We start from the raw sequence: 21984 nt of genomic DNA, 5'->3' as shown, positions 1-21984 counted from the left end.
CAGTATTTCAGGCCCTCCACCCCAACACCTCAACCATACAAGCCAGTTCCGCGGCGTCTGTTGGCATGGCCTGCTCCGCGGCCTTTTGAACAGCTTCTTGCGTATCGGTGCTGGCGGTGTGGTCGGTGCACCGCGGCATAGGGTGCCGGTGGGGTCACGCGATGCGCCGCCGCCATTGCGCGCGCCGGTGCACGGCGATCATCGCCACCGCGCCGCAGCCGCTGAGGTTGAGCAGCGCGATCAGCAGAAAGGGCAGGTCGCGCAGCACCAGCAGGCCGTAGGCCGTGGTCGCGATGTTCGAGACCACCCAGGACCACCAGGTCAGCAGCGAAAGCGAGCGCGCGCCGTCCTCGCAGCGCCACACCGTCACGATCTGCGGGACATAGGTGAACACGCGCAGCGCGTTGGACAACAGGTAGGCCCAGCCGACGATGGCGAGCGGACCTTCGGGCATGGCCAGCGACCACGCGGTCATGGAAGGGGAACTGGCGGCAGGGCCAGGGCGCAGGTCTGCATGGGCATGTCTCCGGCCGCCACCGGGCAGCGCACGCCGTGACTCTAGGCAGGCGGGGCGATGGCGGGAATGCCGTCAGGGCGGCAGGCCATCGCGTGTTTGCGCGAGGGGCAGCTCCAGCCGCCAGCAGCAGCCCTGCGGGCGCTCCATGCGCAGCAGCCTTCCGCCGAGCCGTGCCGCGCGGGCCTGCATGTTGGGCAGGCCGTGGCCGCTGCCCGGCTGGGACGGCATGCCCGCACCATCGTCGGCCAGGTCCAGCTGCAGCAGGCCGTCGCGCCAGGCCAGGGTGACCTCCACGGTGCGCGCGCGGGCATGCTTGAGCACATTGGTCAGCGCCTCCTGGGCGATGCGCAGCACCTGCAAGGTGCTGTGCGGCGGCATGGCGAGCGGCTGCTCGGGCAGCTCCTGCCGCCAGTGGGCCGCGAGGCCCGCCTCGCGCAGCCGTGCGTCCCAGCGAAAGCGGAAGTCGGCCCAGGCAGCGGCGAAGTCGCCCTCGTCCGACCCCAGCGCGTCCAGCGCCACGCGCATCTCGTCGATGGCCGCGCGCAGCACGCCGCTCACCTGCGGCGGCGCGAGCGCGCCGCGTTCGGCGCGCAGAAGCGAGGTGAACAGCTGCGCGCCCAGGCCGTCGTGCAGGTCCTGCATGATGCGCTGGCGCTCGTCAGTGGCCGCCTGCTCGCGTTGCAGCGCGGCAATGCGCGCATAGCTCGCGCCGATCTCCTTCTCGCGCGCGGCCACGCGGGCCTCCAGCGTGCGGTGCGATTCCTCCAGCGCCCGCAGATTGCGCACGTAGCGCAGCGTGATGAGCCCGCCCATGGTCAGCAGCAGCAGGTTGGCGCCGTAGTGCAGCAGGAAGAAGCGGTGCGCGCTCCAGCCCGGCAGCAGGGTGCTGAACCAGGGCGATTGCTGCGCCATGAAGTGGTCGTGCACGCCGGACAGCAGCGTGAGCACGAAGACCAGCGCGATCAGTGCACGCTCGGCCGAGGGTCGGCGCCAGGCAGCGCACACAGCCACCAGCACGCCCAAGACCCCGATCGGGATGAACCCGGCCACCCACCAGCGTGCCACCCATTGCTCGGCGGCGGGGCTGGCGCCGCCCAGCAGGTACACGAGCGGCCCCAGCGCCCACCAGCCGACCAGACCGCGCACGAGCCAGCGGGGTTGCCAGCGCGCCAGGTGCAGCGCGAACAGAACCAGCAGCACGATGAAGCCGCCGTTGCTGGCGTGGTACATCAGCCGCCACAGCGGCCAGGCCCAGGCCGGCAGCACGTCGAACACGAAGGTGGTGGTGCGCAGCGCCCAGGCCACGCCGACCAGGCCGGCGATCGCGTAGAGCGTCTCCCGTGGCCGGCGCAGCCAGATGTACAGCGCGAACAGACCGGCCATCGAAGACACGACCACCGTGATGACCGGCACCGTGCGCACGAAGAACAGCCGCAGGTCGAACTGCGGCAGCAGCTGGCTCTGCGGTCCCAGCACCAGGCGCGGCAGCATGGCGGCCGCCGGTGCCTGTGAACTCGCCACGCGCAGCTGCAGCCGGTTGGCCGCTGGCAGCAGCAGGCTGGGCGGCAGCGCCAGCAGCTGCGGGCGTTGCCAGCGCACGCGCGTCTCGGCCGTCGTCTCGGGCACGGCGCCGACCAGCCGGCCGTTGAGCCAGACGCTGCCGCCGCCGTAGAAGTAGGGCAGGTACAGCATCCAGCCGTCCTGCTGCAGCTGCTCTGCGGCGGCGGCCGGCAGCGTGAAGACCAGCTGGTACCAGACGGCCGGCGCCTGCTGCGCATCCGGCAGCGCCACGGGCTGCCAGCGTGCGTCGTGCGGGTCCGGCGGCTGCGCGGCGTCGCTGCGCAGCACTTGGGCCTGCAGCGGCTCCAGCGCCTGCGCCTGCGCCGGGCCGGCCAGCAGCCAGGCCGCCAGCAGCAGGGCGCTACAGCAGGCCCAGCTGCGAAGCTTCATAGACCGCTTCGCCGCGCGAGTGCACGGCGAGCTTGCGGTAGATCTTCTTCACGTGGGCGACCACGGTGTGCGGCGAAATCTCCAGCAGTTCGCCGATGGTGTCGAACGACAGGCCCTTGGCCACCATGCGCAGCAACTCGGTCTCGCGCGCCGTCAGCGGCGAAGCCTGCTCCAGCGGAGCCGGCCGCGAGGCCGTGCCGACCGGTGCGTTGCCGCGCAGCCGCGACAGGATGCGCCGCGCGATGCTGGGGCTGATGGGCGCGCCGCCGCCGCGCAGCTCGTGCACCGCGGCCGCGATGCGTTCGGGCGCGGCGTCCTTGAGCAGGTAGCCGGCCGCGCCGGCCTCGATGGCGCCCACCACATGGGCATCGTCGCCGAACATGGTGACCACCAGCACGTCGCAGTCGGGGTGGCGCTGCTGGGCGTGCTGGATGACCTCGATGCCGCTGATGTCGGGCAGGCCCAGGTCCACCAGCAGCACGTCGGGCCGCTGCCGGTCCAGCAGGGCCTTGGCGGCCTGGCCGTTGGACACGGCGCCGAGCAGGGCCAGGCCGGCATCGCCGAGCACGGCATCGGCGAAACGCCGCATGAACTCGGGCTCGTCCTCGACGATCAGCACCTCAATGGCCATGCTTCCTCCCTGGGGCCGGGCCATTCTGCCAGCGGCCCGCGGGGCTGCCATCGCGCGTAGGCGGGATGGGCAGGCCCGGTCCCTGGGTCAGTCCTGCCAGCCGAAGACCGCGCTGGCCGCCATGGTCTCGGGCAGGATGTAGACCACGCTGCGCCCCTCGCCCAGCAGCGGCGCCACGTGCCGGGTGTAGAAGGCCACGGGCACGACCACGCAGCCCAGCGAGATCTTGTTGTCGGCCGGCGTGGCCGAGCGCAGGCGTTCGGCGCGGCGCTCGGCCGACGGGCCGGGACGCAGCCGGTGGATGGCCAGCGCGGCACCGTAGTCGACCCAGACCACGGGCTCGCCCTGCAGGTTGCGGCCGGGCTGGGCCAGGTAGCGGCCGGCCGGCGTCGTGCGCTCGTGCATGGCCAGGGTGGACAGGTCGCGCTGGTTCAGGTCGGGTGCGCCCTGGTCGCCCGGCGCGGCGCCCAGCAGGGCCGGCGAGGCCGCACGCAGCTGCCCGTCGGCGCCGAACAGGTACAGCATGGCGGCCTTCTTGTCGACCAGCGCATAGGGCAGGCCGGCGTTGTTGCCCGAGTGCATGACCCAGCGGGCCACTTGGCGTGCATCGTCCGAGAAGGAGGGCGTCGCCGCATGCGCGGTGCACGCCAGGGCCAAAAGGATGCTGCAGCGCAGCAGGAAGTGTCGCATCGCGCCGCATGCTAGCGGCGTAGGAGGCGGCCCACAAGAGCGCTGCCCGCTGTCCTACAGCGGCGTGGCGACCGGTGGCCGGATCGGGGCGATCAGCGGGAAGCGAGCTGGCGCTCCCCCGGGTCGTAGAGCCCGGCGAAGACCTGCTGCAGCGGCAGTTGCTCCGGCAGCACGTAGACGATGCCGCGGCTGTGCTGGAACACCGGCCACAGCGCGTTCTCGAAGAAGGCGACAGGCAGGTTGATGCAGCCGTAGGAAATGCGGTTGTCTTCCACGCTGGGCGAAGCCAGGCGTTCGAGCCTGCGCTCGCGCGGGTCGGTGGCGCGCACACGGTGCATGGAGACGGCGGCCGCGTAGTCGACCCATACCACGTCCTCGGGCGTGGTGTTGCGGCCGGCCTGGGCGACGAAGCGGCCGGCCGGCGTGGTGCGTTCCTCGGGCAACACGGCGTGGATGGGCTTGTCGCCCACGCCCGCCACGGTGTGGTCGCCGGGCGCGGAGCCCAGCAACACGGGGGTGGCCGCGAGCAGGCTGCCGTCGGGGCGGAACAGGAAGACCTTGGCGTTGCGCTTGTCCAGAACCACGAAGTACAGCCCCTCGTGGTCGCCCGAATCGATCACCCAATCGGCCACGCGACGCACCTCTTCCGAAGCGTCCTGGCCAGCCAGATCGGCACGGCGGACCGCGCGCGGCGCGGCGCCGACCGGGACGACGGAGCGTGCGGCGGCGGACGGCACACTGGCCGCCACGGCCGCTTGCTGAACGCCGGCCGGCGGCAGCGCCAGCGCCAGCACCGCGCCCCCCAGCAGCAGGCCGTATTTCAGGCCGGCGAGCGTGTCGTCGCGTTGCGGGGGGCGTTCGGTGGACATGGCCTTGCCGTTCAGTTGCGGTCGGCTTGCGGCGGCAGCGGCTGCTGCGTGTTCATGTCGGGGCTGGCCTGGGTCTGGGCCGGCATGGTCTGCGGCGTCTGGGTCGTGGCGTTGTTCATGTTGCTGTTGTTGTTCGGCGTGCCGTCGACCGCGCCCATCTGCGCCTGCTGCGGCGTTTGCGTCGTGCCACCGGTGGTCTGGGCATAGGCCAGGCCGATGGCGCCGACCAGCGAAGCGGCGGCAACGAGGGAGGTCAGGGTGGTGGATGCTTTCATGGCGTGCTCTCCTGAATGGTGGATGGAAGGTGAAGGCCGGCGACATGTCGGCTGAGGTTCAGCTTAGAGAGCGCCCCTGCGTGCGGCGTCGGTCCCGCGCGACGGCCGGCGTAGGACAGCGCGGCCTGCGGGCGGACGCCTGCGCGCCATCGGCCTGCAGGGCCCGTGTAGGACGTCCGCGCCGTCGCTACGGGTGTTGGACACCCGCCGGGCATTGCGCACAATGGCCCGTTGCCCCGGAGTCGCCCATGTCCGTTCCCATTCACGAGCTGGCCGTCTGCATCGGCCGCTTCCAGCCCTTTCACCTCGGCCACCGCAGCGTGCTGCAGCAGGCCTTGGCGCAGGCGCGCCGCTGCCTGGTGCTGCTGGGCTCGGCCCACCAGGCGCGCACGCCGGCCCAACCCTGGACCTGGCAGGAACGCGCCGAGATGCTGTGCCAGGCCCTGCCCGAGGAGCTGCGCGAGCGTTTGGACGTGCAGCCGCTGCGCGACCACCACGACGAGCAGCGCTGGGCCGACAGCGTGCGCGCGCGGGTGGCCGCCAGCCTGCCCGGGGGCGGCAGCGTGCTGCTGGCCGGGCATTTCAAGGATGCCAGCAGCGCCTGGATCCGCGACTTTCCGCAGTGGAAGCTGTGGGCCGTGCCGGGCTTCGGCGCCTACGACGCCCGCACCGTGCGCGATGCGCTGCTGGGCGCGGGCCCCGGCGGCGCGCAGGCCGCGCTGCTGCGCATGGCGCCTCTGCTGCACGCCAACACGCAGGAGTTCCTGCGCGACTGGCTGGACCAGGGCCACCTGCCCGCGCTGGCCGCCGAATGGCAGGCCCTGGCGCGCGGGCGTGCCGAATGGGCCGGTTCACCGTATCCGCCGGTGTTCGTGACGGTGGACGCGGTGATCCGCTGCCAGGGCCGCGTGCTGCTGATCCGGCGCGGCCAGGCGCCGGGCCTGGGACTGCTGGCCGTGCCGGGCGGCTTCCTGGAGCAGCGCGACACGGTCTACCAGTCGGCCGTGCGCGAACTGGAGGAAGAGACCGGCCTGGCCATGCTGGAGCCCGCGCTGCGCCAGTGCCTGAAGGCCGTCACGGTGTTCGACCGGCCCGACCGCAGCCAGCGCGGCCGCGTGATCACGCATGCGCACTACTTCGACCTCGGCGACCGGGCGCTGCCCGCCGTGCAGGCCGGCGACGACGCGCGCGACGCGCAGTGGGTGCCGATCGACCAGCTGGCGGAACTGGAGCCGCAGTTCCACGACGACCACTTCCAGATGCTGGACCACTTCCTGGGCGTGCTGCGCCCCTGAACTCAGAACGTGTGAATGAACCGATCGCGCCCACGACGGGATGCGGCGGGCCGCAGGCGAAGGCGCAGGCCGCAGCCCGGGCTGGTGCCCGGGCAAGGACTGCAACGCCCGCATGCGGCCTGGTGCGCCCCGGCCCGAAGGGCGAGGCCCCGAGCGCAACGATCATGATGGAAACGGGTGCTCATCGGGGGCCTCGCGTGGGTGTGAGCGGTTCGTTCACACGTTCTCACGCGGTGGGGCGTGTCTCGAATCCGGCCGGCAGGCTCGTGTCGTCGCTGGCGGGTGCAGCCTGCACGCTGTCCACGCGCGCGGCCGGAGGGCCGCGCCGGCACCAGGCCAGCAAGGCATCCAGCACCGCGGGCTCGGCCTGCACCAGGGCCTCGACGCGGCCATCGGAGAGGTTGCGCACCCAGCCGCGCACGCCCAGCGCACGGGCCCGCTCGGCCATGCTGGCGCGGTAGGAGACGCCTTGCACACGGCCTGCGATGAGCAGGTGCAGGACGCTCACGCCGCCACCTGCTGTTGCGCGGCTTCCCAGGCCCGCGCGATCTCGGCGTCGGCATCGCTGCCGCAGGCGGCCTGGGCGCGCGGCTGCAGCCGCGTCTCGATCAGCGAGAGGTGCGCATGCATGGCCTTCATGGCACGCGCAGCGTCGCCCTGGGCCAGCGCGCGCACGATGTCGTCGTGCTCCTCGCAGGCGCAGGCCGAGGAGGCCGCCGGCTCGAAGAAGGCCACCAGCATGGCCGTGCGGCTGACCAGCTCCTGCAGCGCGCGCAGCACGAAGGGGCTGTCGGCGAAGCTGGCCAAGAGCAGGTGGAATTCGCCGCTGAGCTGGATCGAGCGGGCGCGGTCCTGTGCGTGCAGCGCAGCGTGCTCCTGCGCGCCATGCGCCTGCAGCGCGGCCAGCTGCGCGGCCGTCAGCCGGCCCGCGAGCCGGCCGACCAGGCCGCCCTCGACGATGCGGCGGGCCTCGTAGATCTCGCGCGCCTGGGCCAGCGTGGGGCTGGAGACGAAGCAGCCGCGGTTGGGAATGAGCTCCAGCAGCCGCTCGTGGCCGAGCCGGTGCAGCACCTTGCGCACGCGCTCGCGCGAGACGCCGAAGATCTGCGCCAGCCGCGTTTCGATCAGCTGCGTGCCCGGGGCCAGGCGGCCGGCCAGCAGGGTCTGCGCCAAGGTCGCGTGGATGGCCTGTTCCTGGGGGTGCATCCAGCGAATGTAGCGCAGCCCCTCAGGCCGCCGGCGCGTGCGCGATCCAGTGCCGGGCGATCTGCGCGCGCGTGGCGATCCAGGCGCCGCCGCGCTCGCGCAGGTGCGCGAGGATCAGCTCCAGCGCCTGCATGCGCGCGGGCCGGCCGATCATGCGCAGGTGCAGGCCGATGGACAGCATGCGCGGCGCGCGCGCGCCTTCCTTCCACAGCCAGTCGAAGGCGTCGCAGCAGTACTCGGCGAACTGGCCGGCCGTGGCGAAGCGCTGGGTGTGCTGGAACTGCATGTCGTTGGTGTCGAAGGCATAGGGCAGCACCAGGTGGCGCCGGCCGCCCACGGGCACGAAGTAGGGCAGGTCGTCGTTGTAGGCGTCGCTGTCGTAGAGGAAGCCGCGCTCGGCCAGCAGTGCGCGCGTGGCCGGCGTGCAGGCCGAGCGCGTGTGCCAGCCCAGCGGGCGCTGGCCGCAGGCGGCCTCGAAGGCGCGGATGCAGGCGTCCATGTCGGCCGCCTCGCGCTCGGGCGCCATGCCGGCATGGCTTTCCCAGCGCCAGCCGTGGGCCGAGAGTTCGTGGCCGCGCGCCACGGCGTCCTGCGCGAGCCAGGGACTGCGCTCGACGGCACGGCCGCAGGCGCTGACCGTCATGGGCGCATCCCAGCGCGCGAAGGTGTCGGCGATGCGCCACCAGGCCGCGCGCGTGCCGTACTCGAAGTGGCTGTCGATGCACGGGTCCCAGCCCGTGCGCGGGTCGATCACTTCGTAGACCGATTCGTTGCGCGCATCGCCATCAGCGACCGAGAACTCCGCGCCTTCCTCGAAGTTCAGCACGAAGGACACCGCGACGCGGGCCTGCTGGGGCCAGGCGACCGCCGGTGGCTGGTTGGCGTAGCCGCGCAGATCGCGCGCAAGCGGCGGGGTCATGGCTCGGCCTTGATGTTGCGTTCCTTCACCACCTTGGCCCAGCGCGTGAATTCGGCATCGAGGTAGTCGCTGGATTCCTTGCGCGTCAGGCTGGCCACCTCGCCGCCCGTGCCCTCGACGCGGGCGCGGAAGTCGCTCGCCTGGGCCATCTGGCGCAGCGCGGCGTTGAGCTTGTCCAGGATGGGCGCGGGCGTCTTCGCCGGCGCCAGCAGCATGTACCAGGACACGAACTCGAAGCCCGGCAGGCCGGCCTCGGCCACCGTGGGCACCTCGGGCAGCTGCGGCGAGCGCTGGGCGCTCGTGATCGCCACACCGTGGAGCTTGCCGCTCTTCACGAGCGGCAACGAGGACGTGATGATGTCCACCGACAGTGCCACGCGGTCGGCCATCACATCCTGCAACGCCGGCGCCGCACCCTTGTAGGGCACGTGCAGCATGTGCGCGCCGGACATGGATTCGAGCAGCGCCGCGCCCACATGGCTGGTGGTGCCCACGCCCGAGGAGGCGTACTGCATGGCATCGGGCTGGGCCTTGGCCTGCGCGAGGAGATCCTGCAGGGTCTTGCCCTTGAGCGCCGGGCCGGTCACCACGACGCTCGGGACCTTGGCCACCACGCCCACCGGCACCAGGTCGGCGCGCGTGTCGTAGGGCAGCTTGCTGTACATGAACGGGTTGACCGCATGGCCGATGGTCACCATCAGCAAGGTGTAGCCGTCGGCCGGCGCCTTGGCCGCGAGGTCGGTGCCGATCACCCCGCCCGCACCGGCGCGGTTGTCGATGACCACGGCCTGCTTGCCGCCCCAGGCTTCGCCGAGCTTCTGTCCGACCAGGCGGGCGTAGACGTCGGCCGCGCCGCCGGGCGGGAAGGGCACGACGATCCTGACGGGCCTGTCGGGGTAGGCGGCGGCATCCTGCGCCCAGCTCGACGGGGGTGACAGGATGGCGCACAAGCTGGCCAGGGCGGCCAACACATGCCGGCGGGGGGAACAGTGCAGCGGTTCCATGCGGATCTCCGGGGAAGGCAGGGACATGGCACACCCACGGGTGCACCGGCGTTGTGCACTTTTCATTGAAAATTGTGCACATTGCCCGGTGGAGCACGTTCCATGCCGCCGGCATCTGACGCGCGCAGGCCGGCGCGTCCGACAGCCGCCAAGGCTGGCCATGCCGGAGCATCCGTTGCCATGCCCGCTGCCTCGCTGCCCGCCCCAGTTGCCGATACCGCCGTGCCGGCAGGACTGGTCTACGTGCACGATGGACTGCCTGGGATCACGCGTCGGCGCAGCGGCAAGGGTTTCAGCTACCGCCGGCCCGACGGCAGCCGCTTGACGGACGCAGCGGATCTGCAGCGCATCCGCGCGCTCGCGATTCCGCCGGCCTACACGCAGGTCTGGATCTGCGCGCGCGCCAATGGCCACCTGCAGGCCACCGGGCGCGACGCCCGCGGGCGCAAGCAGTACCGCTACCACGCCGACTGGCATCTCGCCCAGGATGCGGGCAAGTACGCGCGCATGCAGGAGTTCGCCAAGGCATTGCCGCGCATCCGTGCAGCGGTGCGGCGCGACCTCGCGCTGCCGGGGCCGGTGCAGCGTGCCAGCGTGCTGGCGGCCGTGGTGCGCTTGCTGGACACCACGCTCGCGCGCGTGGGCAACGGCGTCTATGCGCGCGAGAACGGCTCGTATGGTTTGACCACGCTGCGCGCCCGCCATGCCCGGGTGCACGGCAGCGCCGTGCGCCTGCGCTTCAAGGGCAAGAGCGGCGTGGAGCATGCCGTGGCGCTGGACGATGCGCGCGTGGCCCGTGTGGTGCGGCGCTGCCAGGAGCTGCCGGGCCAGGAGCTGTTCCAGTACCTGGATGAGGACGGCGAGCGCCACGCCATCGATTCGGACGGTGTGAACGCCTACCTGCGCGCTGCCAGCGGCGGCGACTTCACGGCCAAGGACTTCCGGACCTGGCATGCCAGCGTCCATGCCTTGTCGCTCGCGCTGCGCAGCCCCAGTGCCCCCGGCACCTCGCTGACGGCGCGGCGTGCCGCCGCCAAGGCCGTGCTGTCCGAAGTCGCGGCCCGGCTGGGCAACACGGTCGCGGTGTGCCGCAAGGCCTACGTGCACCCGGCCGTGCTGGCGCTGCTGCTGGAGGAGGCCGCGCCACCGGCGTGCCAGGACGCCGAGCGGCGGCGCAAGTCCGGGCTCAGCGCTGCCGAATGCCGCTTCCTCGGCTTTCTCGAAACCGCCGCCTAGAGGCGGAGCCCGGCTCGGCCGCCCGCCCTGCTGGCTGCCTGCACATGCTGGCCAAAGTTGCGCAGCACCCGCGCGGCGGCCGGCGTGTCGGCCACGCCAGCAGCCACGGCCACCGGGTCGTGCCCCTCCGCGTGCAGCTCGGGCCCCAGCCGCTCGACATAGGCGCGCATGGCCTGGGCGCTGAACTCGGGATGGAACTGCACGCCCCAGGCCGCCGGCCCGACGCGGAAGGCCTGGTTCGGCTCGAAGGCGTTGGCCGCCAGCCGCACCGCCCCTTCGGGCAGCTGCTGGACGGACTGCCGGTGCACGACCTGGGCCGCGAACACCGGTGGCAGCTCGCCCAGCACGGGATCGTCGCCGGCCGCCGGCTGCAGCTGCACGGACACGGTGCCGATTTCGATGCCGCCCGGGTGGTAGCCGACTGTGCCGCCCAGGCTGTGCGCCAGCAGCTGGTGGCCGTAGCAGATGCCCAGCACCGGCAGGCCGGCCTGCACGGCGCCGCGCAGCCAGGCGGCGGCGGCCTCGCTCCAGGGCTCGCGGTCGCTCACCATGGCATGCGAGCCGGTGATGACCACTCCGGCCAGGGTCTGCGCCAGCGGCAGTTCACCGTGGCGCGCATCGACCACGCGGATGGCGAGCCCGGGCGCATCCAGGCCGGCGCGGATCCAGTCGTCGAAATCGCCCAGCGTCTGGGCCAGGGCAGGGAAGGTGGCGCCGGCCTTGAGGATCAGGAGAGGAGAGGTCATGGAAAGCGGTCTGCGAAGCGGTCTTCAAAGCGGCCGCCACTGTACGTCCTGCCGCCCCCTACACTCGTCCGATGCAGATCTACAAGGTGGGCGGCGCCGTGCGCGACGCGCTGATGGGCTTGCCCGTGCACGACCACGACTGGGTGGTGGTGGGTGCCTCGCCGCAGCAGATGCTGGACGCCGGCTACCTGCCCGTGGGCAAGGACTTTCCGGTCTTCCTGCATCCCCAGACGCGCGAAGAGTATGCGCTCGCCCGCACCGAGCGCAAGACCGCGCGGGGTTACCACGGCTTCGCCTTCCACGCGGCGCCCGATGTCACGCTGGAACAGGACCTCGCGCGCCGCGACCTCACCATCAACGCCATGGCCCAGCCGGCCGACGCGCAGGGCCTGGACGGCCTGGTCGATCCCTTCGGCGGCGCGGCCGACCTGCAGGGCCGCGTGCTGCGCCATGTGTCGGACGCCTTCCGCGAAGACCCCGTGCGCATCCTGCGGTTGGCGCGCTTCGCGGCCCGCTTCGCCGATTTCACGGTGGCGCCGGCCACCCAGGCGCTGATGCGCGAGATGGTGGCGGACGGCGAGGTCGATGCGCTGGTGCCGGAACGCGTCTGGCAGGAACTGGCGCGCGGCCTCATGGAACGCCAGCCCTCGCGCATGTTCGAGGTGCTGCGCGCAAGCGGTGCGCTGGCGCGCCTGCTGCCCGAGGTCGATGCGCTGTGGGGCGTGCCGCAGCGCGCCGAGCACCATCCGGAGGTCGACACCGGCGTGCACCTGATGCTCGTGCTGGACATGGCGGCCGCGCTGGCCGCGCCGCTGGCTGTGCGCTTCGCCTGCCTGTGCCACGACCTGGGCAAGGCCACCACGCCGGCCGATTTGTTGCCCCGCCACCACGGACACGAGCAGCGCAGTGCCCAATTGCTGCGCCGCCTGGCCGAAAGACTGCGCGTTCCGACCGAATGCCGCGATCTGGCCGACGTGGTCGCGCGCGAGCACGGCAATATCCACCGCAGTGGTGAATTGGGCGCTGCCGCCGTGATGCGGCTGCTCGAACGTTGCGATGCGATTCGCAAACCCGCGCGATTCGAGCAAGCCCTGTTGGCGTGCGAATGCGATGCACGGGGACGGGCCGGTTTGGAAAACCGCCCCTATCCGCAACGTGAGCGCCTGCGGCAATGTATGCAATCAGTGCTGGCGGTGGCGACCGACAGAATCTCCAGCGAGGCCCTGGCCGAAGGGCGCAAGGGGCCGGAAATCGGTGCCCGAATCCAGAAGGCGCGACTGGCAGCTCTGGAAGAATATCTGGCGCGGACTTGAGGCGCTGGGCCGCGCCATTATCGCGGCCGGGCGCAATGGCTTGCGCTGCGGCCCGCGAATGATCAGTTGATCAGGTACTCCTCGCGGTTCTTGCCTTCGATCCACTTCGGCGGCTTGCCGCGGCCGGTCCAGGTGGCGCCGGTGCTCTTGTCGCGGTACTTGGGCGCGACCTTCTGGCCGGCGGTGCTGCTTTTGCCGGTCTTGCGGCCAAAGACATCGTCGGGCGTCAATTCGAACTCGGCGACCAGGGCGCGCACCTTCTCGATGGCGGCCTGATTTTCACGTTGCCTGGCTTCCTCGATCTGCTTTTCGAGGCTTTCGCGCTGCTGCAGCAGTTCCTTGTAGGTGGTCATCGTTTTCCGTCCATAACTCCTGCCGAACCCTTGGCAGGCGGGCGGATTATAGGGATAAATCCATTCGCTGCAGAAACTGGATTTCTCGACCCGCCGTTGGGGATTATGCGTATGCCGCCCGCCCTCAGTCGGCCACCAGGGCCAGCGCCGCATAATCGCCCACGCGGTCCTGCAAACCGGCCGGCGCGAGGATTACTCCCTGCGTAAGCGCCGGAAAATGCTTCTGGACCTCGGCCTGCAATCGGGGCAGCAAATACGCGCGGTGGTGCCAGAACACGCTGCCACCCAGGCTGATTCGCTCCAGATCCAGCGTGGCGACGAGGTTGTAGAGCATGCGGCCCAATAGGCGGCACAGGCCGTCCACCGTTTCCTGCGCTGCTGCTTCACCGGCGCTGGCGCGGCCCAGCCAGTGGGCGGCATCGTGGCCGAAGCGGCGTGCGATGGCATTACCGGCCACCAGCGATTCCACGTCGCCGCGGTTGCCGCAGCCGCACAGGGCTTCTTGGTCGTCGACCACGAAGCTGTGGCCGGCATGGCCGGCATTGCCGTTCTTGCCGCGCAGCACGCGGCCGTCCACGCACAGGCCCACGCCGATGCCGGTGCTCCAGGTCACGTAGGCGCAGTCGTCCACGCCTTGCAGCGCGCCCCAGCGGCGCTCGGCCTCCAGCGCGGCGACGCAGTCGTTCTCCACGCGCAGGCGGGCGAAGCGCGCAGCCAGCGGAGCCTCCACGGGCACGCTCGTCCAGTCGTTGGGCAGGCCGCGCGCGGGGCCCGCCAGGCCGCCGCAGATGTTGGGCGTGGCCAGCTCGATGCGGCCGTCCTGCTTGACGAAGGGCCCGGCGGAGGACACGCCGGCCGCCTGCACCTGCGCCGGATCGACCCCGGCCTGGGCGCAGGCCGCATCGACGAGGCGCAGGATCTGCTCCGACAGCGCCAGCGGCGTGCCGGTCTTGGCCGTGGGCTCGCTCTGGCGCGCGAGGATCTCGGGCTTGGCGCCGTCGGGCGCCAGGCCCACGGCCACCTTGGTGCCGCCGATGTCGATGCAGGCTTTCATGGGCAGTTCTTGTCTCAGAGGATCTTGGAAATCAGGCTGACCAGGGCGCTCAGCACGATGGTGCTGGTCAGCGGCACGAACCATTCGCGCCCGAACAGTCGGAAGCGCAGATCGCCCGGAAGTTTCCCGAAACCCAGCTTGGCCAGGAAGGGTTGGAGCCAGCTGATCAGCATCAGCGCGAGAAAGACGACGAGCAGCCAGCGCAGCATGGTTCGGCCTTACAGCGTGTGGCTGCGGTCGCCGTGGACGAAACCAGGCGCATCCCAGGGTTCGACCCCCTTGGACAGGGCCAGCACCTTGAACAGCTCGCCCATCTCGTGTTCGGCGATCAGGCGGTGCGCCATCGCGCGCTGCGCAAGAGGGGCCGTCTCCATCAGCGCGGGCAGGCCGCAGTTGATCAGGAAGCGGGCCTGGCCGGTGTAGCCCAGCACGTCCCAGCCGGCGTCCTGCGCGGCCACGGCGATGCCCGTGAAGTCCACATGGGCCGTGATGTCCTTGGCGCCCAGGTCCGCGAGCGGGTCGGCGTCGGCGCGGTGGCCCTGGTGGCACATCAGCGTGCCGGCGCTGCGCTGCGGGTGGTAGTACTCGGCCGCGGGGAAGCCGTAATCCAGCAGCAGCGCCGCACCGCGCTGCACATGGCCGGCCAGCGTGCGCACGAAGGCCTGGCCCTGCGGATGGATCTCGGTCAGGTAGTCGTGCGTGCCTGGGATCTCGGCGGGCGGGCGCAGCGTGGTCGGCCGGTCCTGCCAGGCCAGCGCGCCATGCTGCAGCACCACGCCGCGCTCGTGCCACTGGCCGCCCACCCGGTGCAGCAGCTGCACGGGCATGGCGTCCAGCACCTCGTTGCCGACCAGCACGCCCGCGATCTGCGCGGGCAGGGCGTCGGCCCAATGCACCTGGCCGGCATGCGCGGCCAGCCGGGCCTGCTGGCGCGCGCGCAGTTCGGCCGACAGGTCGACGATGGTGTAGCGGCGCACGCGCTCGCCCAGGTGCTCCAGCAGCTGCGCGGCCAGCGCGCCGGTGCCGGCGCCGAATTCCCAGACCTCGTCGGTGCCGGTGCGCTCCAGCATGTCGGCCACCTGCACGGCCAGGGCCTGGCCGAACAGCGGGGAGAGCTCGGGCGCCGTCACGAAGTCGCTGCCGCCCTGCGGCATGGTGCCGAACTTGCGGCCGGCATGGGCGTAGTAGCCCAGGCGCGGCGCATAGAGCGCCAGCGCCATGAAGCGGTCGAAGGGCAGCCAGCCGCCGGCCTGGTCGATGGCCTGGGCGATGTGGGCCTGCAATGCAGGGCTCCCCTCCCGCGCGAGGGGGCTTCCATTAGGATGCGCGGTCTCGTTGTCGTGCACCCGAGGATTCTCCCCCAATGACCCAGACCCCCGTTGCGGCCGGACGCACCGTGCTGGTCACCGGCGCCGGCCGGCGGCTGGGCCGCACCATCGCGCTCGACCTGGCAGCCGCCGGCTGGCAGGTGGCCGTGCACTACCGCGCGTCCGAGGCCGAGGCGCAGCAGACCGTGGCGGACTGCGCCGCTGCAGCGGCTGCAAGCGGTGGGGGCCGCCACGCGGCCTTCGCCTGCGATCTGGCCGACGAAGCCGCCACGCGCGCGCTGCTGCCCGCGGTGGAGGCTGCGCTCGGGCCGGTCTCCGCCGTGGTCAACAACGCCTCGCTGTTCGAGCACGACGGCGCGCAGGACTTCGGCTACGCCGCCATGGAGCGGCACTGGCGCAGCAACACCGGCGCGCCCATCGTGCTGGCCCAGGTGCTGCACCAGCGGCTGACGGCGCGCGGCGCCGGCCCGCGCAGCGGCGTGGTGGTCAACCTGCTGGACCAGAAGCTCTGGAACCCCAACCCCGATTTCCTGAGTTACACGCTGTCCAAGGCCGCGCTGGAGGCCGCCAACACCTTGCTGGCCCAGGCGCTCGCGCCGCTGCTGCGCGTGGTCGGCGTGGCGCCCGGGCTCACGCTGACCAGCCACCTGCTCAGCGACGAGGCCTTCGCGGCCGCGCACCGGCTCTCGCCGCTGGGCCGCTCGTCCACGCCCGAGGACGTGGCCGGCGCCGTGCGCTTCGCGCTCGAGAACCAGTCGCTGACCGGCACCACGCTGCTGGTCGATGGCGGCCAGCACCTCATGAAGTTCGAGCGCGACTTCTCGATGATGGGAACACCAACATGACGATCAACGCCGCCGGCACCCAGACCCTGCACCTGACCGGGCTGCGCTTCGACGCCAACCTGGGCATCCTGGACTCCGAGAAGACCGCGCCCCAGCCCATCCTGGTCGATGCCGAGCTCAACCTGGGCACCCAGCCGCTGCGCCCGCGCGACGACGACATCACCCATGTGCTGGACTACCGCAAGGTGCGCCAGATCGTCATCGACGAGTGCACGGCCGAGCATGTGAACCTGCTGGAGAGCCTGATCGGCAAGCTGGCCCAGCGCCTCATGCAGCTGCCCGGCGTGCTGGGCGTGCGCGTGAAGATCGCCAAACTGGAGATCTTCGACGACTGCGAAGTGGCGATCCGGGTCGAAGCCGGGCAGTGGTGAGCGAAAAGGCCCTGCGCGGCAGGCCAGGGCCGGCTTGACGGAAAATCCCGCCCTTGCCCGCAGGAAGCCCTATGAACGCCGTCTGGACCGCCGAAGAACCCGCCACCGAAGCCGCACCCGCCGCGCAGCCCAGGATCGAGCGCGAAACCCACAAGCTGGAGAAGCGCCTGTGCCGCCTGATGGGCCAGGCCATCGTCGACTACAACATGGTCGAGCAGGGCGACAAGGTCATGGTCTGCATGTCCGGTGGCAAGGACAGCTACGCCATGCTGGACATCCTGCTCAAACTGCGTGCGCGGGCCCCGGTCTCGTTCGACATCGTGGCCGTCAACCTGGACCAGAAGCAGCCCGGCTTTCCCGAGCACGTTCTGCCCGAGTACCTCGAGCGCCAGGGCGTGCCCTTCCACATCGAGGAACAGGACACCTACAGCATCGTCAAGCGCGTCATCCCCGAGGGCAAGACCACCTGCGGCCTGTGCAGCCGGCTGCGCCGCGGCATCCTGTACCGCGTGGCCGACGAACTGGGCGCCACCAAGATCGCGCTGGGCCACCACCGCGACGACATCCTGCAGACCCTGTTCCTCAACATGTTCTTCGGCGCCAAGTTGAAGGGCATGCCGGCCAAGCTGGTCAGCGACGACGGCCGCCACATCGTGATCCGACCGCTGGCCTACGTGCCCGAGCGCGACCTGGTGCGCTGGGCCGCGCACCGGCAGTTCCCCATCATCCCGTGCACGCTGTGCGGCAGCCAGGAGAACGCGCAGCGCAAGCAGGTTGCCGCCATGCTGCAGGAGTGGGAGAAGAAGTACCCGGGCCGCGTGGAGAACATGTTCACGGCGTTACAGAATGTCGTGCCCTCGCACCTCATGGACGGAACGCGCTACGACTTCAAGGGTCTGAAGACCACGGGCGTGCCCGATCCCGCCGGCGACAAGGCGTTCGACGCGGAAGACATCGCGCCGCCCATCGCACCGCTGCTGCAGGTCGTCCGGCTCTGAGCGGGGACGGTGCGTCGAGGAGGCATTGACATGCGAGTCCCTGAGCGAATCCAGACGCGAACGACCCTGGCGCTGGCCGTCGCGGCCACCGTGCTGCTGTCCGGCTGCGCCACGAGCTACGTGGTCGACAACCAGGTGCAGACCTTTTCCGAACTGCGCACGGTGCCGCAGCCGGCCACCTACCGCTTCGAGCGCCTGCCCTCGCAGCAGTCGGCCGCGGGCGCGCAGGCCCAGCTGGAGGCCGCGGCCGAGCCCGCGCTGGCCAAGGCCGGCTGGGTACGCAACGAGGCCGCGGCGCGCTACAGCGTGCTGATCGGCAGCGACGTGGTGAGCACCACCCAGCTCGTCGACCCCTGGGTCTACAGCCGCTTCGGCCCCTGGGGCCCGTATTACGGCCGGCGCTGGGCCGGCGGCGCCGGCTTCTACGGCTGGGGGCCGTACTGGAGCTACCGCTACGACATGTGGGACCGCAGCTACGCGCAGCGCCAGGTCAGCGTGGTGATCCGCGACCTGTCCAACCAGCAGGTGGTCTACGAGACGCGCGCCGTGCACGAATCGCGCTGGCCCAACGATCCTTCCCTGCTCGCGCCCATGTTCGACGCCGCGCTGAGCAGCTTCCCGCAGCCGCCCGCCGGCGTGCGCCAGGTCAACATCGAGATCCCGCTCAAGAAGTGATGGCGCCGTAGGTGGCGGCCAGGCGCTGGCGCAGGTGCTCGCCGGCCGTGATGGGCGCGTGCCGCGGCGTTGCGCCGGCCGGCACGCAGCCCGGGATCGCGCTGACCAGCGCGTCCGGGTTCGGGTCCAGGAAGAAGGCCACGGAGTAGCGCTCGCGCGCGGGCGGCAGCACGCGGTGCGGGGTGGACACGTAGACGTCGTTGGACCAGCGCATCAGGCAGTCGCCGATGTTGCAGACCAAGGCGCCCGGCAGCGCCGGCACGTCGGTCCAGCCACCGCCACGCCGCTGCACCTGCAGGCCGGCGACGCCGTCGGTGGCCAGCAGCGTCAGGTTGCCGTAGTCGGTGTGGGCGCCGGCACCGGCCCGGCCCGCGGGCGCATCGGCATCGAAATGCGCCGGATAGCGCAGCAGGCGCAGCGTGGCCTGCGGACGGTCCAGCTTGTCGTCGAAGAAGTCTTCGGCCAGGCCCAGGTCCAGCGCGAAGGCGCGGTGCAAGCGCCGGCCCACGGCCAGCGCGGCATCGAAGTAGGCCTGGACCTGCGGGCGCCAGCCATCGATGGGTGGCCAGACGTTGGGCGGGCGCGTGGCCCCGTCGGTCCAGACGAGGTTGTAGGCCTCTTTGAGGTCGGGCGCGGTGGCCTCGTCCAGCGCTTCCACGCCCAGGCCCACGTACCCGCGGTTGTGGCCGTGGCGGGCGATGGCGAGATCGCGTTTCGCTTCGGGCGGCAGTGCGAAGACCGCGTCCGCGGCCGCGAACACGCCGGCGCTGCAGGCCGCGGGCACGCCATGGCCGGTGATGGCGAAGAAGCCGATCTCGCGGCTGGCGCGGCCGATGGCCTGGACCACGGCCTGCCGTGCGGCGGCGTCCGTGCCGGCGAGGGCCGCGATGTCGATGAGGGGGATGCTGTCCATGCCGCAGCATAGCCGGCACCCGCTCCTAGAATCCCGCGATGGACGCCACCCGCATCATCGCCATCCGCCACGGCGAAACCGCCTGGAATGTGGACACCCGCATCCAGGGCCACCTGGACATCCCGCTCAACGACACGGGCCGCTGGCAGGCGCGCCGCGTCGGCGCGGCGCTGGCCGCCGAGGAACTGTCGGCCATCTACGCCAGCGACCTGGGGCGGGCGCACCAGACCGCCCAGGCCGTCGCCGAGCGGGCCGGCCTGCCGGTGGTGGCCGATGTCGGCCTGCGCGAGCGCGCCTTCGGCAGTTTCGAGGGCAAGACCTTCGCCGAGATCGAGGCAGACTGGCCGGACCAGGCCCTGCGCTGGCGCAAGCGTGACCCGGCCTTCGAGCCCGCCGGCGGCGAATCGCTGCTGCGCTTTCGCGAACGCATCGTCGGCACGCTGAACCGGCTGGCGGCGCGGCACCCGGGCGGGCAGATCGTGCTGGTCGGCCACGGCGGCGTGATGGACGTGCTGTACCGCGCGGCCACCGGCCAGGAACTGCAGGCGCCGCGCACCTGGGCGCTGGGCAACGCCGCGATCAACCGCCTGCTCTGGACGCCCGAGACGCTGACGCTGGTGGGCTGGGCCGACACGGCCCACCTGGACGACGCCGCACTCGACGAAATCAGCGCATGAACGCCCCTGCACGGACCGGCGACGCGGTCGCGGACATCGACACGCCCGCCCTGGTGCTCGACCTCGATGCCGTGGAGCGCAACATCGCGCGCATGGCCGCGTTCGCGCGCCAGCACGGCGTGCGCTGGCGGCCCCACGCCAAGATGCACAAGTGCGCCGCGCTGGCGCAGCGCCTGGTGGCGGCCGGTGCCGTCGGCGCCTGCGTGCAGAAGACGGCCGAGGCCCAGGCGCTCGCCGCCGCCGGTGTGCTCGACCTGTACATCAGCAACGAGGTGGTCGCGCCGGCCAAGCTCGCGCGCGTGGCGGCGCTTGCGCGCGGGCTGCAGCAGCGTGGTGGCCGGCTCGCCATCGCGGCCGACAGCGCCGAGGGCGTGGACCGGCTCGCCGCCGCGCTGGCCGGTGCGCAGGATGCCATCGACGTGTTCGTGGAGATCGACGTGGGCCAGGGCCGCTGCGGCCTGGCGCCTGGCCCTGATGCAGTGCAGCTGGCACGGCGCATCGCCGCCGCGCCGGCGTTGCGCTTCGCCGGCCTGCAGGCCTACCACGGCAAGGCCCAGCACCTGCGCGGCGCCGAGGACCGGCGCGCCGCCATCGCCGCCGTGCTGCTGCTCGTGCGCGACCAGCTCGACGCCTTCGCCCAGGCCGGCATGCCCGTGCCGCTGGTGACGGGCGCGGGCACCGGCAGCATGGTGCACGAGGCCGCCAGCGGCCTGTACGGCGAGCTGCAGTCCGGCTCTTTCCTGTTCATGGACGCGGACTACGCCGGCAACGAGGCCGACCCGGAGCAGCCGGCCTTCGAGCATGCGCTGTTCCTCAAATCCCAGGTCATCAGCCGCAACGTCCGCCATGCGGTCTGCGATGCGGGCCACAAGAGCCATGCCATCGATTCGGGGCTGCCGCTGGTGCACCGGCCCGAAGGCGGGGCGCCCTGGCGCTACGCCAATGGCGGCGACGAGCACGGCGTGCTGCATGCCGAGGACGGCCAGCCCTTGCCCGAACTGGGCCAGGCGGTCTGGCTGATCCCTGGCCACTGCGACCCGACCGTGAACCTGCACGACTGGCTGGTCGGTGTGCGCGGCGGCCTGCTGCATGGCCACGTGGAGGAACTGCTGCGCGTCGACGCGCGCGGGGCGCTCGCATGAGCGGTCTGGCGCGCCGCCGGTTCTGCGCGGCGCTGGCGTGCGCCGCGGCAGCCGGCGCCCGGGCGGACGGGCCGGGCGTGGTGCACGAGGTCGGCCCCGGCCGCGCCTTCTCCACCATCGCGCAGGCTGCGCGGGCCGCGCGCGACGGCGATACGGTCGAGGTGCAGGCTGGCGCGTACCGCGGCGATGTCGCCGTCTGGGCCCAGCGCCAGCTCACGCTGCGCGCCGTGGGCGGCCGGGTGCAGCTGTTGGCCGATGGCGCCAGTGCCGAGGCCAAGGGCATCTGGGTGGTGCGCGGCGGCGACATCCACGTCGAGGGCTTCGACTTCGAAGGCGCGCGTGCGGCGACGCGCAATGGCGCCGGCATCCGCTTCGAGACGGGGCGGCTCACGGTGGTGGACTGCCGCTTCCGCGACAACGAAAACGGCATCCTGACCGCGAACGACCGCACGGCCGAGCTGGTCGTCGAACGCAGCCTGTTCCAGGGCAACGGCGCCGGCGACGGGCAAAGCCACAACCTGTACGTGGGCCGCATCGCCGCGCTCACGGTGACCGACAGCGCCTTCCACGACGCGCGCGGCGGCCATCTGCTCAAGAGCCGTGCCGCGCGCAGCGCGGTCCACCGCAACCAGCTGACCGACAGCGATGCGGGCCAGTCCAGCTACGAGCTGGAGTTCCCGAGCGGCGGCCTGGTCCATGCCAGCCACAACCGGCTGCGCCAGGGGCCGGGCACGACCAATTCGACCATGCTGTCCTACGGCGCCGAGGGCTACGCCTGGCCCGAGAACCGGCTGGTGCTGCACGACAACCTGTTCATCGACGACCGGCCCGCCGGCGGCATCTACCTGCGCGTGGCGCCCGGCGAGCGGGAGGTGGAGCTGCAGGGCAACCGGCTGGAAGGCGCGAGCCGAACCCGGGCCGGTACGCTGGCGTACTGAGCGCGGGGCCAAGGCGACGCACTGGGCAAATCGCTGGCA

General features: G+C 71.7%; 26 protein-coding genes. 10 read left to right on the top strand and 16 right to left on the bottom strand.

The window, feature by feature from the left end; all coding sequences use genetic code 11:
- Positions 1–154 precede the first annotated feature (154 nt).
- The 6 genes from IE209_RS19015 to IE209_RS18990 form a co-directional block, all read right to left on the bottom strand.
- Complete coding sequence (locus tag IE209_RS19015) at positions 155–475, bottom strand: hypothetical protein (RefSeq protein WP_189688503.1); 321 nt, start codon at positions 473–475, stop codon at positions 155–157.
- 114 nt (positions 476–589) lie between these two features.
- Complete coding sequence (locus IE209_RS19010) at positions 590–2467, bottom strand: sensor histidine kinase (protein ID WP_189688502.1); 1878 nt, start codon at positions 2465–2467, stop codon at positions 590–592.
- Positions 2439–3098, bottom strand: coding sequence for a response regulator (locus IE209_RS19005; RefSeq protein WP_189688501.1), 660 nt, complete (start codon positions 3096–3098; stop codon positions 2439–2441). The genes IE209_RS19010 and IE209_RS19005 overlap by 29 nt, the downstream gene beginning before the upstream one ends.
- A gap of 87 nt (positions 3099–3185) precedes the next feature.
- Positions 3186–3788 (bottom strand): L,D-transpeptidase, encoded by a 603-nt coding sequence (locus tag IE209_RS19000; RefSeq protein WP_189688500.1) that lies wholly within the window; start codon positions 3786–3788, stop codon positions 3186–3188.
- A 92-nt stretch (positions 3789–3880) separates the two neighbouring features.
- Positions 3881–4657 carry a hypothetical protein gene (locus IE209_RS18995; RefSeq protein WP_189688499.1) on the bottom strand — a complete coding sequence of 259 codons (777 nt, stop codon included), beginning with the start codon at positions 4655–4657 and terminating at the stop codon, positions 3881–3883.
- Between the two features lie 11 nt (positions 4658–4668).
- Positions 4669–4932, bottom strand: coding sequence for a hypothetical protein (locus IE209_RS18990; protein ID WP_056663921.1), 264 nt, complete (start codon positions 4930–4932; stop codon positions 4669–4671).
- A 248-nt stretch (positions 4933–5180) separates the two neighbouring features.
- Between IE209_RS18990 and IE209_RS18985 the strand changes: the two genes are divergently transcribed.
- A complete protein-coding gene (locus IE209_RS18985; protein ID WP_229882939.1) occupies positions 5181–6227 on the top strand; it encodes an NUDIX domain-containing protein in 1047 nt (348 codons plus the stop codon).
- Between the two features lie 226 nt (positions 6228–6453).
- On the opposite strand, the gene IE209_RS18980 is transcribed toward IE209_RS18985, so the two are convergent.
- The 4 genes from IE209_RS18980 to IE209_RS18965 are packed head-to-tail and all read right to left on the bottom strand — an operon-like array spanning position 6454 to position 9356.
- Entirely contained in the window at positions 6454–6735 is a 282-nt protein-coding gene (locus IE209_RS18980; RefSeq protein ID WP_189688498.1) for an acylphosphatase, read from the bottom strand.
- Entirely contained in the window at positions 6732–7433 is a 702-nt protein-coding gene (locus IE209_RS18975) for a GntR family transcriptional regulator (RefSeq protein ID WP_189688497.1), read from the bottom strand. Before IE209_RS18975 ends, IE209_RS18980 begins: the two co-directional genes overlap by 4 nt.
- 22 nt (positions 7434–7455) lie before the next feature.
- Entirely contained in the window at positions 7456–8352 is an 897-nt protein-coding gene (locus IE209_RS18970; RefSeq protein WP_189688496.1) for a polysaccharide deacetylase family protein, read from the bottom strand.
- Positions 8349–9356, bottom strand: a complete 1008-nt coding sequence (locus IE209_RS18965) for a Bug family tripartite tricarboxylate transporter substrate binding protein (RefSeq protein ID WP_189688495.1) — start codon at positions 9354–9356, stop codon at positions 8349–8351. Before IE209_RS18965 ends, IE209_RS18970 begins: the two co-directional genes overlap by 4 nt.
- Before the next feature lie 180 nt (positions 9357–9536).
- Here IE209_RS18965 and IE209_RS18960 point away from each other — a divergent pair, with 180 nt between their 5' ends.
- The gene (locus IE209_RS18960; protein ID WP_189688494.1) at positions 9537–10592 is read left to right on the top strand and encodes a DNA topoisomerase IB; all 1056 of its coding nucleotides are present in this window, start codon (positions 9537–9539) and stop codon (positions 10590–10592) included.
- On the opposite strand, the gene IE209_RS18955 is transcribed toward IE209_RS18960, so the two are convergent.
- Entirely contained in the window at positions 10589–11338 is a 750-nt protein-coding gene (locus tag IE209_RS18955) for a glutamine amidotransferase (protein ID WP_189688493.1), read from the bottom strand. The two genes, IE209_RS18960 and IE209_RS18955, sit on opposite strands and share 4 nt — an antisense overlap.
- Positions 11339–11409: 71 nt before the next feature.
- Here IE209_RS18955 and IE209_RS18950 point away from each other — a divergent pair, with 71 nt between their 5' ends.
- On the top strand, positions 11410–12651 hold the full coding sequence (locus IE209_RS18950) for a multifunctional CCA addition/repair protein (RefSeq protein WP_189688492.1): 1242 nt from the start codon (positions 11410–11412) through the stop codon (positions 12649–12651).
- Between the two features lie 62 nt (positions 12652–12713).
- On the opposite strand, the gene IE209_RS18945 is transcribed toward IE209_RS18950, so the two are convergent.
- From IE209_RS18945 to IE209_RS18930, 4 genes are all read right to left on the bottom strand, one after another.
- Entirely contained in the window at positions 12714–13004 is a 291-nt protein-coding gene (locus IE209_RS18945) for an H-NS histone family protein (protein ID WP_145547616.1), read from the bottom strand.
- A 124-nt stretch (positions 13005–13128) separates the two neighbouring features.
- Entirely contained in the window at positions 13129–14058 is a 930-nt protein-coding gene (locus tag IE209_RS18940; RefSeq protein WP_189688491.1) for an ROK family protein, read from the bottom strand.
- 14 nt (positions 14059–14072) lie between these two features.
- On the bottom strand, positions 14073–14267 hold the full coding sequence (locus tag IE209_RS18935) for a DUF2905 domain-containing protein (RefSeq protein WP_145547612.1): 195 nt from the start codon (positions 14265–14267) through the stop codon (positions 14073–14075).
- Between the two features lie 9 nt (positions 14268–14276).
- Positions 14277–15404, bottom strand: a complete 1128-nt coding sequence (locus IE209_RS18930) for a class I SAM-dependent methyltransferase (protein ID WP_373305382.1) — start codon at positions 15402–15404, stop codon at positions 14277–14279.
- A gap of 17 nt (positions 15405–15421) precedes the next feature.
- On the opposite strand from IE209_RS18930, the gene IE209_RS18925 reads away from it, so the two are divergent.
- The 4 genes from IE209_RS18925 (at position 15422) to IE209_RS18910 (ending at position 18275) form a co-directional block, all read left to right on the top strand.
- The gene (locus IE209_RS18925) at positions 15422–16231 is read left to right on the top strand and encodes an SDR family oxidoreductase (protein ID WP_189688490.1); all 810 of its coding nucleotides are present in this window, start codon (positions 15422–15424) and stop codon (positions 16229–16231) included.
- Positions 16228–16602: a dihydroneopterin aldolase gene (locus IE209_RS18920; protein ID WP_145547603.1), complete on the top strand. Its 375-nt coding sequence runs from the start codon at positions 16228–16230 to the stop codon at positions 16600–16602. The genes IE209_RS18925 and IE209_RS18920 overlap by 4 nt, the downstream gene beginning before the upstream one ends.
- A 71-nt stretch (positions 16603–16673) precedes the next feature.
- Positions 16674–17600 carry a tRNA 2-thiocytidine(32) synthetase TtcA gene (gene ttcA, locus IE209_RS18915; RefSeq protein WP_189688489.1) on the top strand — a complete coding sequence of 309 codons (927 nt, stop codon included), beginning with the start codon at positions 16674–16676 and terminating at the stop codon, positions 17598–17600.
- Between the two features lie 30 nt (positions 17601–17630).
- Complete coding sequence (locus tag IE209_RS18910) at positions 17631–18275, top strand: DUF4136 domain-containing protein (protein ID WP_189688488.1); 645 nt, start codon at positions 17631–17633, stop codon at positions 18273–18275.
- On the opposite strand, the gene IE209_RS18905 is transcribed toward IE209_RS18910, so the two are convergent.
- Positions 18265–19188, bottom strand: a complete 924-nt coding sequence (locus IE209_RS18905; protein ID WP_189688487.1) for an isopenicillin N synthase family dioxygenase — start codon at positions 19186–19188, stop codon at positions 18265–18267. The two genes, IE209_RS18910 and IE209_RS18905, sit on opposite strands and share 11 nt — an antisense overlap.
- 38 nt (positions 19189–19226) lie before the next feature.
- On the opposite strand from IE209_RS18905, the gene IE209_RS18900 reads away from it, so the two are divergent.
- From IE209_RS18900 to IE209_RS18890, 3 genes are read left to right on the top strand one after another with little or no spacing between them, the layout of a single operon-like run.
- Positions 19227–19865 (top strand): histidine phosphatase family protein, encoded by a 639-nt coding sequence (locus tag IE209_RS18900; RefSeq protein ID WP_189688486.1) that lies wholly within the window; start codon positions 19227–19229, stop codon positions 19863–19865.
- Entirely contained in the window at positions 19862–21007 is a 1146-nt protein-coding gene (locus IE209_RS18895) for a DSD1 family PLP-dependent enzyme (RefSeq protein ID WP_189688485.1), read from the top strand. The genes IE209_RS18900 and IE209_RS18895 overlap by 4 nt, the downstream gene beginning before the upstream one ends.
- Positions 21004–21945, top strand: a complete 942-nt coding sequence (locus IE209_RS18890) for a right-handed parallel beta-helix repeat-containing protein (RefSeq protein ID WP_189688484.1) — start codon at positions 21004–21006, stop codon at positions 21943–21945. The genes IE209_RS18895 and IE209_RS18890 overlap by 4 nt, the downstream gene beginning before the upstream one ends.
- Positions 21946–21984 lie beyond the last annotated feature (39 nt).

The organism is Pseudorhodoferax aquiterrae (assembly GCF_014652235.1).
GTDB lineage: Bacteria > Pseudomonadota > Gammaproteobacteria > Burkholderiales > Burkholderiaceae_C > Pseudorhodoferax > Pseudorhodoferax aquiterrae.
Note: the sequence above shows the minus strand (reverse complement) of the source record. Positions and strands in the feature narration are given on the sequence as shown.